This window comes from Amycolatopsis circi (assembly GCF_003385235.1).
GTDB lineage: Bacteria > Actinomycetota > Actinomycetes > Mycobacteriales > Pseudonocardiaceae > Amycolatopsis > Amycolatopsis circi.
This window is the reverse complement of sequence record NZ_PQIA01000215.1, coordinates 1-10,387: the sequence shown is the minus strand read 5'-3', so window position 1 is coordinate 10,387 and position 10,387 is coordinate 1. Positions and strand designations below refer to the sequence as shown.

At 69.1% G+C, this 10,387-nt stretch carries 11 protein-coding genes and 1 pseudogene; 3 read left to right on the top strand and 9 right to left on the bottom strand.

The window, feature by feature from the left end:
- Positions 1 to 185: 185 nt before the first annotated feature.
- From D0D37_RS44270 to D0D37_RS44260, 3 genes are all read right to left on the bottom strand, one after another.
- Positions 186 to 899: an LPXTG cell wall anchor domain-containing protein gene (locus D0D37_RS44270; protein WP_116206545.1), complete on the bottom strand. Its 714-nt coding sequence runs from the start codon at positions 897 to 899 to the stop codon at positions 186 to 188.
- A 277-nt stretch (positions 900 to 1,176) separates the two neighbouring features.
- Positions 1,177 to 2,721, bottom strand: coding sequence for an amino acid permease (locus tag D0D37_RS44265; RefSeq protein WP_116206544.1), 1,545 nt, complete (start codon positions 2,719 to 2,721; stop codon positions 1,177 to 1,179).
- A gap of 78 nt (positions 2,722 to 2,799) precedes the next feature.
- Positions 2,800 to 3,714 (bottom strand): cation diffusion facilitator family transporter, encoded by a 915-nt coding sequence (locus D0D37_RS44260; protein WP_116206543.1) that lies wholly within the window; start codon positions 3,712 to 3,714, stop codon positions 2,800 to 2,802.
- A gap of 167 nt (positions 3,715 to 3,881) precedes the next feature.
- On the opposite strand from D0D37_RS44260, the gene D0D37_RS44255 reads away from it, so the two are divergent.
- Positions 3,882 to 4,400: a helix-turn-helix domain-containing protein gene (locus D0D37_RS44255; RefSeq protein WP_116206542.1), complete on the top strand. Its 519-nt coding sequence runs from the start codon at positions 3,882 to 3,884 to the stop codon at positions 4,398 to 4,400.
- The gene (locus D0D37_RS44250; RefSeq protein WP_116206541.1) at positions 4,397 to 5,023 is read left to right on the top strand and encodes a nucleotidyl transferase AbiEii/AbiGii toxin family protein; all 627 of its coding nucleotides are present in this window, start codon (positions 4,397 to 4,399) and stop codon (positions 5,021 to 5,023) included. Before D0D37_RS44255 ends, D0D37_RS44250 begins: the two co-directional genes overlap by 4 nt.
- Before the next feature lie 15 nt (positions 5,024 to 5,038).
- Here D0D37_RS44250 and manA read toward each other — a convergent pair whose 3' ends face one another.
- The 5 genes from manA to D0D37_RS44225 form a co-directional block, all read right to left on the bottom strand.
- On the bottom strand, positions 5,039 to 6,271 hold the full coding sequence (gene manA, locus D0D37_RS44245) for a mannose-6-phosphate isomerase, class I (RefSeq protein WP_116206540.1): 1,233 nt from the start codon (positions 6,269 to 6,271) through the stop codon (positions 5,039 to 5,041).
- An 82-nt stretch (positions 6,272 to 6,353) separates the two neighbouring features.
- Complete coding sequence (locus D0D37_RS44240) at positions 6,354 to 7,439, bottom strand: SIS domain-containing protein (RefSeq protein ID WP_116206539.1); 1,086 nt, start codon at positions 7,437 to 7,439, stop codon at positions 6,354 to 6,356.
- Between the two features lie 2 nt (positions 7,440 to 7,441).
- Complete coding sequence (locus tag D0D37_RS44235) at positions 7,442 to 7,669, bottom strand: Trm112 family protein (RefSeq protein WP_116206538.1); 228 nt, start codon at positions 7,667 to 7,669, stop codon at positions 7,442 to 7,444.
- Between the two features lie 68 nt (positions 7,670 to 7,737).
- Positions 7,738 to 9,093: a phosphomannomutase/phosphoglucomutase gene (locus D0D37_RS44230; RefSeq protein WP_116206537.1), complete on the bottom strand. Its 1,356-nt coding sequence runs from the start codon at positions 9,091 to 9,093 to the stop codon at positions 7,738 to 7,740.
- A gap of 75 nt (positions 9,094 to 9,168) precedes the next feature.
- A complete protein-coding gene (locus D0D37_RS44225; protein ID WP_116206536.1) occupies positions 9,169 to 9,522 on the bottom strand; it encodes a DUF3499 domain-containing protein in 354 nt (117 codons plus the stop codon).
- 116 nt (positions 9,523 to 9,638) lie between these two features.
- Here D0D37_RS44225 and D0D37_RS44220 point away from each other — a divergent pair, with 116 nt between their 5' ends.
- Positions 9,639 to 10,067: a metallopeptidase family protein gene (locus tag D0D37_RS44220; protein WP_116206535.1), complete on the top strand. Its 429-nt coding sequence runs from the start codon at positions 9,639 to 9,641 to the stop codon at positions 10,065 to 10,067.
- A gap of 136 nt (positions 10,068 to 10,203) precedes the next feature.
- Here the strand turns inward: D0D37_RS44220 and D0D37_RS48350 are convergent.
- Positions 10,204 to 10,387, bottom strand: a pseudogene (locus D0D37_RS48350) (hypothetical protein); the annotation flags it as partial.

Here is a 10,387-nt window from a genome sequence, read left to right as displayed (position 1 = left end):
CAGAGTGAGGTGTGTATAAGAGACACGATACGAAGCCAAAAACGCGGCGCGGGGGTGCTTGTCAAGGCATCTTTCCCGCCTTGACAAGCACCCCCGCGCCGTAGTCACAATCAGCTTCGGGGTGCCCCACGCAACCACCACGGCAATGTCGCCGCCAGGCGACGAGCCGAGAGCCCCCGCACGAATCAATTAGTCCCGCGACGACGCAACTTCAACAGCACCAGCAACGCGCCACCGCCAACAATCAACACCCCAGCGATCCAAAACAGCCAAGCGTTGTCGAACCCAGTGTTGGCCAACCCGCCACCGGTCCCGTTCTGATTCCCAGCAGGAACCGCAGCCGGAGCGCTAGTCGTCGTCGGAGCAGCAGAAGAAGCAGCACTGGACGGAACCGAAGTAGGCGCAGCAGTAGGCGCGGAAGAAGTCGGCTTCGCCGGCGAGGTAGGCGTGTCAGTAACCGGCGGCTTGGTCGGCGCGGTCTTGACCCCGCAAGCGAACCACCGGTCGATGTTGGGCTGCGACCCGTCATGGTTGTGCGGCGCGACCAGGTCCGTCCACGGCGCGACCTTCGGGAGCTTCTTCGCGCCCGGCACGTAAACCGAGTGGCCGTCGTCGCCGCCCACGACCACGATCGCCTGGACCGTCACGCCTTCGGCGGCCTCGGTGATGGTCAGCGACTTCTCGCCGTTGCCGCCGGTGAACTTGAGGTCGCCCTCGTCCAGCTTGCTGCCGCTGACGCCTTCGACCTTGCTGCAATCGGTGATCTTCGTTCCTGGGACTGGGTTTCCGCGGTGGTCGCCGGTGGTGCAGGCGAACGCCGACGTAGCCGTGCCCAGAAGGGCGAGACCGGCGACCGCGGCAACGGCGAATCCGGCGCGAAGTTTGGTGGGGATGGGCATGGAGTTACTCCTCGAAGGAAAATCCGAACGGGGGACAGCACATGCGAAAACCACGACCCTCCGTAGGAACCCCGACCACTGTTCGCGCGAATTACCCGCTAGTGATTAACCCGTCAGAGGGAGACGACGCGGAGAGTATCGCACCCGCAGTTGTCCGATCACCGTGGGTTCGAGACGCCGCCCGAACCGAAATCCGCGAGTTGCGCACCCGTGACCAGGCACGCGAAACGGCCCGCCGCCCTAGAGGGGCGACGGGCCGTTGAGCAGCGAAAACAGGTCAGTCGGCGACCGGCGGCGCGGGTTCCGCGACCACGCCGCCCTTCTCGACGCCCGCCTGCCGCTTCCCGAGCAGCGAATGCCGGCGGCTGTAGGCGAAGTAGATGACCACGCCGATCACCATCCAGACGACGAACCGCAGCCAGGTCAGCACGGTCAGGTTCAGCATCAGCCACAGGCAGGCCAGGATCGCCAGCGGCGCGATGACCCACACGGCGGGCACGCGGAACGCGCGCGTCAGGTCCGGGCGGGTCTTGCGCAGCACCAGCACGCCCGCGGACACGAGGATGAACGCGAACAGCGTGCCGACGTTGACCATTTCCTCGAGCTTGTCGGCCGGGAAGAACGTCGCGCCCGCCGCGACCAGGCCGCCGACCACGAGCGTCGCGCGCTTCGGCGTCCCGCGGTCGCTCGTCTTGGCCAGCGAACGCGGCATGAGGCCGTCGCGGGACATCGCGAAGATGATCCGCACCTGGCCGAGCATCAGGACCATGACGACGGTGGTCAGACCGGCCAGCGCGCCGAAGGAAATGACGTTCGCCGCCCAGTCGACGCCGTTCGCGGAGAACGCGGTGGCGAGCGTCTTGTGGCTGCCGTCGCCCGCCGACGTCGAAAGGTCGGTGTAGGGCGTCATGCCGACGACCACGAGCGACACCGCGACGTACAGCACGGTCACGATCGCCAGCGAGCCGAAAATGCCGCGCGGCACGGCCCGCTGCGGGTTGCGGGTCTCCTCCGCGGTGGTCGCGACGATGTCGAACCCGATGAACGCGAAGAACACGATCGACGCGCCGGCCAGCAGGCCGAAGATGCCGAACGAGCTGCTGCCGCCGCCCGCGATGAGCGAGAACAGCGACTGGTCGACGCCGCTTTCGCCGGAGCCCGCCGGTTTGCCCTCGGGGATGAACGGCGTGTAGTTGCTCGACTTGATGTAGAAGATGCCGAGGATGACCACGAACAGCACGACGGCGACCTTGATGCCGGTGATCACCATCGAGAACCGCGACGACAGCTTCGTGCCGATCACCAGCAGCGTCACCAGGGCCAGCACCACGATCAGCGCGCCCCAGTCGAAACCGAACCCGCCGCCGAGATCGATCGACGTCTTGGTTCCCTTGCCGAAGATGTACTCCAGCACCGTCTGCAGATAGGACGACCAGCCCTTGGCGACCGCGGCGGCGCCGACGGCCAGCTCCAGGATCAGGTCCCAGCCGATGATCCACGCCATGAACTCGCCGAAAGTGGCGTAGGAGAACGTGTACGCGCTGCCCGCGACCGGGACGGTGGAAGCGAATTCGGCGTAGCACAACGCGGCGAGCGCACAGGCGATCGCCGCGATCACGAACGCGACGGACACCGACGGACCGGCGAAGTCGCCTGCCGTGCGCGCGGTGAGTGTGAAGATGCCGGCGCCGATGACCACCGCGACGCCGAAGACCGTCAGGTCCCAAGCGCTCAGGTTCCTGCGGAGTTTCGTCTCCGGGTCATCGGTGTCCGAAATGGACTGCTCGATTGATTTGGTGCGCCACAACCCAGTGCCGGGCAACGTTGACCTCCTGCGGTGACCTTCGTGGGGACCGGGCGCCACCCTAGCGTGTCAGTTGGGCGCCAGCTGTCCGGACAGTCAGCGCGTCTCGCGGTCGAGGTCGGGTTCCAGGTAAATCAGCGTCGCGACGGGGACTTTCGCGCGTACGCGGGCCTCGGCGTCGTCGATCGCGGCGGCGATCGCCGCGGTGTCGAGACCGGGCACGAGCGCGAGCTTCGCGGCGACGAGCAACTCGTCCGGGCCGAGATACTGGGTGCGGATGTGGATGACGCGCTCGACCTTGCCCGCGGCCAGTTCGTCCACAATGGTCGCGAGATCGGTTTCGGTCGCGCCCTCGCCGATCAGCAGGCTCTTCATCTCGATGATCAGGATGATCGCGATGACGCCGAGCAACGCTCCGATGAAGACAGTGCCGATGCCGTCGAAAACGGGGTCGCCGGTCAGCACGGACAGCCCGACGCCGAGCAACGCGAACACGAGGCCGAGCAGCGCGCCGGAGTCCTCCAGCAGCACGACGGGCAGTTCGGGCTCCTTGGCCTGGCGGATGAACCGCCACCAGCTCACGTTGCCCTTGATCTTGCGCGATTCGCCCACCGCGGTGAGGAAGCTGTAGCCCTCGAGACAGATCGCGACGAGGAGAATGACCACCGCGACGACCGGCGTGTCCAGCGGCTGCGGCTCGATGATCTTGTGGACGCCCTCGTAGAGCGCGAACGCCGAGCCGAGCGTGAAGAGCATGAGCGCGACGATGAACGAGTAGAAGTACCGCTCCCGGCCGAACCCGAACGGATGCTCGCGGGTGGCGCGCCGCTTGGAGGTCTTCTGCCCGAGCAGCAGCAGCCCCTGGTTCGACGTGTCGGCCAGCGAGTGCACCGCCTCCGCCAGCATCGACGACGACCCGGTGACCAGGAAGCCGGCGAACTTGGCCACCGCGATCCCGGCATTGGCGGCGAGCGCCGCGATGATCGCCTTGGTTCCCCCGCCAGCTGACACTTCCCGCTCCCCTGCTCCGCGCCCGAATTGCCCGGTGGGAGCCTAGAGGAGCCTTGGCGGCGGGAATCGCTGGGCTGTCACCGGGATCGGTTTTCCTCGCAAAAGGTATCCGATCAGATACCTTTTTCTGGTATCCTATCGGATACTTACCGGACTCGAGGACGACGATGCATACAGCCGAACTCCTGACGACGGCGCGCAAGGCGGCGGACTTGAGCCAGCAAGAGCTGGCCGACCGAGCAGGCACGTCGCGCCCGACCCTGTCCGCGTACGAGAGGGGCAGGAAGTCGCCCACTCTCGACACAGTCACCCGCTTGCTCGCCGGAGCGGGCTTCACGCTCACCCTCGAACCTCAGCTCCTTTTCCACGAGCTGACCGCCAACGGCCGCTCGATTTCGGTGCCAACGAACCTCCCCCGGCTGCCGATCGAGAAGGCGTTCGCGACGGTTGTCCTGCCGATCGAACTCAACTGGTCGGAACCGGACCGCCGATTCGACCTCAGGGCACGCACGGAGCGAGCCCGGGTCTACGAGATCGTGCTGAGGGAGGGCACCAGCGACCACATCGCGGAGTACATCGACGGCGCATTGCTGATCGACCTGTGGGAGGAGCTGGTCCTTCCCCGGAACGTCCGAGCCGCCTGGACTCCGCTCATTGACAGCGTTCGGCCAGTGGCCGCAACGTGACCGCTCCGGAAGGGCTCACTTCGTTCCAGGTGACCGTCGCACGACTCTTCTTCGAACTGACTCAGAGCGAAGGGTTCCTGCTCGCGGGCGGCGCGGCCCTGCTTGCACAACAGTTGACTACCCGGCCAACACAGGATCTCGACTTCTTCGCCAGCCCCGGGCATGGAGATATCCCGGCTGCCCGGAACGCTTTGGAGTCCGCCGCGAAAGCTCGTGGCTGGCAGGTCGCCAGGATCCGCGACAGCGCCACCTTTTGCCGCCTCGTCGTGCGCGGGCCGGAGAACCTGGTCGTCGATCTTGCGCTCGACGCGGCGCCCAATCTCCCGCCGACGTTGACCTTTCTGGGTCCGACCTTCGACCGAGAAGAACTCGCGGGACGGAAGGTGGTCGCACTCTTCGACCGCGCTGAAGCGCGTGACTTCACTGACGTGTACGCGCTGTCCGCCACCTACCCGAAGGACTTTCTGCTGACCCGCGCGGCGAGCAGGACCCTGGCTTCGACACCGCGGTGTTCAGGGAGATGCTCGCCTCGCTGTCCCGCTTCGGAGACCGGGACCTGCCGATCGCCCTCGCCGAGGTCCGCGCACTGCGCCGCTTCTTCGCAACTTGGTCCGCCGAGCTGAACGCCTAAAACCAGCTCACAACTCGCAAGCCCCGGCAGTAGCCCGGAACAGCTGCGACCGCACCCCGCTCGCCGACCGCACTCGCACCGCAGGATCCGCCGCAGGCAGCCACACCGACTGCCCCCGCTGCAGCTCCACCTGTTCGCCGTCAGAAGCGAGCACCAGAAGATCCCCTTCGGTGCACAACAGGATCTGCGGCCCGGCCGAATCGACCTCCAGCTCGGCGTCGTCGCCAGCCGACCATTCCATTCGCGACAGTTCGAATTCCGGGGCGTCCGTGTGGTACACCGCCATTCGCTGGCCAGCGCATTCTCCGTGCTGCACCGGCATTTCTCCGCACGCGAAGTCGACCACGCGCAGCAGCTCCGGCACGTCCACGTGCTTCGGGGTGAGCCCGCAGCGCAGGATGTTGTCCGAGTTCGCCAGGATCTCCACCGCGGTGCCGTGCAGGTACAGGTGCAGGTTCCCGGCGGGCAGGTAAATCGCCTCGCCGGCGCGCAGAGTCAGGCGGTTGAGCAGCAGCGCGGCCAACACGCCAGCGTCGCGCGGGTGTGCCTCGCCCAGTTCCAGGATCGTGCGGCATTCGATCGCGAACTCGCCGTGGTCCTGGACGTGCCGGACGCACGCGTCGAGCACCTCCGGCAGCAGTTCGTCCAGCGCGGACTGCGGCAGGGTGATCCAGGTGGTGAACAGAGCCCGCAGACCGGCCGGGTCCGGTTGGGCTTCCAGCAGTCCGGTGTACTTGCCCAGCCCGGGCGTCTCGATCGCCTTCAGCAGCTTGACCGTGCGGTCCGGGTCGCGGAACCCGGCCAGCGCGTGGAACTCCGTCAGCGCGCAGACCAGCTCCGGCTTCGCCGTCGGGTCCGGATAATTACGGTTCGCGGCGTCGCGCGGGATGCCGAGTTTCTCCTCGCGGGCGTGTCCTTCGGCAGCCTGCGCCGCTGACGGGTGCGCCTGCATCGACAGCGGTTCTTCCGCAGCGAGGATCTTCAGCAGGAACGGCAGCCGGTTGCCCCAGCGTCGCGCGCAGTCCTCGCCCAGCTGGCCGACCGGATCGGCGTCGACGAGTTCGAGCAGGCTCAGTTCGGCGCCGTCCGGGCCGAGCACGTGCGACGGGTCCCCCGGGTGCGCTCCCATCCACAGCTCGGCTTCGGGGTGCGGCGCCGGCACCGGGCGGCCCTGCAGCTGCGGGATGGCCGTTCGCGATCCCCAGGCGTAGGGCCGTACGGCGTTGCGCAACAGCTCCACTGTCAACTCCCAATCCTTCCCGTCGGCACTGGGCCGACGCACGCGGCGGCGGAACCGCCTGCCCGCGTTCCCCCCTGCTCCCTCAGGCGGAGGCCGGTTCGTATCTTCCGGCCCCGCCGATGCTGCCCGCCGCCAGCCCCAGGTACACCGCGGCCAGCTCGAACCGCAGCGCCAGCACCGCGGCGCGGACGATCTCGTCGGCCTCGATCTCCTCGGCGGGCGCGATCAGGTCCGCACCCGGCAGGAACTCCTCGGCTTGGTACCGGGCCGCCTCGGTGGCCGGGCCGGTCCGCACCGACAGCAGCAGCACCCGCGTCGCGACTCCGCCAGGAGAGTCGTCCGGGTCGGCGAAAATGTCTCGCTCCACGCCGCCTGATTGCGCGACCCAGCGCAACGCCGGGCGGGCGAGCGCCTGCCGGTAGTCCTCCACGTCGCACACCAGCGCGGCGTGGGCGGCGAACGCGTGCGCCGCGTGCTCGCCGACCGCCACCGCGACCGGGTCGAGCCCCCACAGCAACGGCACCCGGTCCGCGACCCGCAGCGCCAGCGCCTTCGCCGGATTGGCGAACGACTCGCGTGCCAGGTAGTCCTTCTCCGCTTCGAGGTCGAGCTGGTCGGCGAGCGCCTGCACGTCCGCGACCAGCAGGCCGAGCGCGTTCGCGGTGAGCAGCCCGGCGGCCAGCCCGCGCGGGAACGCCAGCTCCGGCGGCACCGGCACGCGCGGCGCGAGCAGCACGCCCTTGCCCGCCACCGACGCCGCGACCGGACCCTCCGCCGGCCCGGACAGCACCACCGACGCGCCGAACCGGGCGGCGCGCTCCAGCGAAGCGGCCAGCTCGCGGTCGCCCGCGTCGTCGGTGTGCGCGAACACCACGTCCAGCGCGCCGATCCAGGCCGGGACGGATTCGGCCACCACGACCGGCACCGGGCACGCCGGCGTCAGCAGCGCGGCCAGCAACCGGGTGAGCGTGCGGCTCACCCCCGGCCGGTCGATGAGCACCAGCGAACGCGGGCGTCCGACGTCCAGCCGGTCGCTCAGCTCCAGTTCGGCCGCCGCCTCGGCGGTGGCCCGCACCTGCGCGCCCGCCATCGCGGCGGCGCGCAGCAACCCCGCGCGGTCGGCATCGGCCAGCCGCGCGGAGTCGTCGAGCAGGGAATCGTCAAGCATGGTCAAGCACTGTCGCCATGGGCCGCGCCCGGCTCGGCCGAGCCGGGAAGGGTCGCCTCGTCGAGCAGCAGCACCGGGATCCCGTCGCGGACCGGGTACACCCGGCCGCATTCGGTGCAGGTCAGCGCGTCGGCCTCGGCGTCGTCCGGCGTGCCGGGACGCAAGGGCGCGTGATCCGGCGACGGGCACGCGAGGATCTCCAGCAGCTGTGCGTCAAGCGTGATGGCCATAGTTCCTCCATACCACGCGTCGTGGGGATGTTGAGGGCGCGTTCCGGACACAATCCGGCACCAGCGGGTCAGGCCCGGACAAGGGCGAGCACCTCGGCGGTGAGCGCCTCGACCGCGGCGCGGTCGGCGGCCTCCACGTTGAGCCGCAGCAGCGGTTCGGTGTTGGAGGGGCGCAGGTTGAACCACGCGCCGCCGGGCAGCTGCACGGTGAGCCCGTCCAGCTCGTCGATCTCGACGCCGGACTTGCCCGCGTACGCGTCCTTCACCGCGAGCATCCGCGCGACCTGGTCGCCGACCGTCGAGTTGATCTCGCCGGACGCCGCATAGCGCGAAAAGTCCTGGGTGAGCGCGGACAGCGTCCCGGTCTGCTCGCCGAGCGCCGCGAGGACGTGCAGCGCGGCCAGCATGCCGGTGTCGGCGCGCCAGAAGTCGCGGAAGTAGTAGTGCGCGGAGTGCTCGCCGCCGAAAATCGCACCGGTGCGGGCCATCTCGGCCTTGATGAAGGAGTGCCCGACGCGCGTGCGCACGGGTTTGCCGCCGTGCTCGGAGACGATCTCCGGCACGCCCTTCGACGTGATCAGGTTGTGGATGACCGTGCCGCCCGGCTCCTTCGCCAGCTCGCGCACCGCGACCAGTGCGGTGATCGCGCTCGGCGAAACCGGCTCACCGCGCTCGTCGACGACGAAGCAGCGGTCCGCGTCGCCGTCGAACGCCAGCCCGGCGTCCGCGCCGACCTCGCGCACCTTGGCCTGCAGGTCCACGATGTTCGCCGGGTCGAGCGGGTTGGCCTCGTGGTTCGGGAAGGTGCCGTCCAGCTCGAAGTACATCGGCACGACGTCGATCGGCAGCCCGTCGAAGACCGTCGGGACGGTGTGCCCGCCCATGCCGTTGCCGGCGTCGACGACGACCTTGAGCGGCCGCGAGCCGGAGAGGTCGACGAGGTTGCGCAGGTAGGCGGCGTAGTCGCGGAGGACGTCGCGCTCGGAGACGGTGCCGCGCTGGCCGTCGAAGGCGGGAACGCCCTGCTCGACGGTGTCGCGGATCTCGGCGAGGCCGGTGTCCTGCCCGACCGGGGACGCTCCGGCGCGGCACATCTTGATGCCGTTGTACTTGGCGGGGTTGTGGCTGGCGGTGAACATCGCGCCGGGCAGGTTGAGCGATCCGGAGGCGAAGTAGAGCTGGTCGGTGCTGGCCAGGCCGATCGACACCACGTCGAGGCCCTGGGAGGTCACGCCGTCGGCGAACGCCGCGGCCAGGCCGGGCGACGAGTCGCGCATGTCGTGGCCGATCACCACGGCCGGCGCCTCGGGCTTGATGAGCAGCGCGAACGCGGCCCCGAAGTCCCGGACGAGGGCGGCGTCCAGCTGCTCGCCGACCACGCCGCGAATGTCGTAGGCCTTCACGATGCCCGAAAGGTCTGGCACGCCTTCTCCCCGCCGCTAGTTCCGTGGCGACGCCAGTCGCGCCGCGGGCGAAAGCCTACCGGGCGGGAGGACGGCTCAGGCGCGCCCCGGGAGGACGCGCAGATGGCCGCGCCTGCCGGAGGGGCCTTCCGGCTCGGGCTGCGCGGCGGGGACGTCGGAGCGACCGGCCTCGCGAACCGCCTCGGCCAGCGCGGTCAACTCGTCGGCGGACTGCTCCGGAGCGGCGAAGGCCCCCTCGTGGCGGACGACTTCCCAGCCCTTCGGGACGGTCAGCCGCAGCGCGTGGGCCTCGCACAGGTCGTAGGAATGCGGTTCGGAAGCGGTAGCCAGCGGCCCGACGACCGCGGTCGAATCCTGGTAGGCATACGTGAGCGTGGCGACAGCGGGTTCGAGGCAACCCGTTCGCGAACATTTCCGTACGCTCCGCACGATCCGAAACGATAGCGCGTCGGCGCAAGCGAGTACCCGGCGACACGCGCGTTGTCCTGGCGACCGCATAGACTTGGACGGTGGCGACGGCTCGTGACTATCGACAACGGCAGCGAATGCGAAGGGACCGGCACGGCCGGGGCCTGCGCGGAACGCTCTATCCAGCGTCCCTCCCCGCAGCCGCGAGCCGAGCGGAGCGCTTCGACGCGCTGGTACTGGACGCCCTGGAGCCCATCGAGGCCCGCTGGCGACACGAGTTGACGAAACTGGACGTAGCGGTAGACGACGTCCCAGAAGTCCGGCTGGACGGCCGCGCCCCAGCAGACGGCGTACTGCACGACGGCGCAGTACCGCTGTCCCGCCTGGTCCCAGCCGGAGTAGACCGAACCGGCCTCCCCACCCGCGCCAGGATCGTCCTGTACCGACGCCCGCTGGAAGCACGCGCAAAAGACCCGTCAGAACTCGCAGACCTAGTCCACGACGTCCTAGTCGAGCAGGTCGCAGGCTACCTAGGCGTAGAACCAGACGTAATCGAAGGCGACTGACCCTTACCGGAGTCCGTGAGGGGAACCTTCACGGACTCTGAGTCCCTCAGGGTTCCCCTCACGACCCTCCACCGTCCGTGAGGGACCCCTTCACAGACTTAGATTCCTTCAAGGGCCCCTTCACGGACCGCCCCGCTCACCGCCGCCGCGCTGCCCGAGCCGGAAGGCCCCTCCGGCAGGCGCGCCCCGGGAGGACGCGCAGATGGCCGCGCCTGCCGGAGGGGCCTTCCGGCTCGGGCTGCGCGGCGGGGACGTCGGAGCGACCGGCCTCGCCGAGACCCGCGACACCGTCGAGCAGGGCGTTCCCGCCTTCGACGGCC

Bases quoted from the DNA above. Each gene is read 5' to 3' on its own strand.
- D0D37_RS44270 (WP_116206545.1), bottom strand. From the start codon at position 899: ATGCCCATCCCCACCAAACTTCGCGCCGGATTCGCCGTTGCCGCGGTC.
- D0D37_RS44255 (WP_116206542.1), top strand. From the start codon at position 3,882: ATGCATACAGCCGAACTCCTGACGACGGCGCGCAAGGCGGCGGACTTG.
- D0D37_RS44240 (WP_116206539.1), bottom strand. From the start codon at position 7,439: ATGCTTGACGATTCCCTGCTCGACGACTCCGCGCGGCTGGCCGATGCC.
- D0D37_RS44235 (WP_116206538.1), bottom strand. From the start codon at position 7,669: ATGGCCATCACGCTTGACGCACAGCTGCTGGAGATCCTCGCGTGCCCG.
- D0D37_RS44220 (WP_116206535.1), top strand. From the start codon at position 9,639: ATGCGAAGGGACCGGCACGGCCGGGGCCTGCGCGGAACGCTCTATCCA.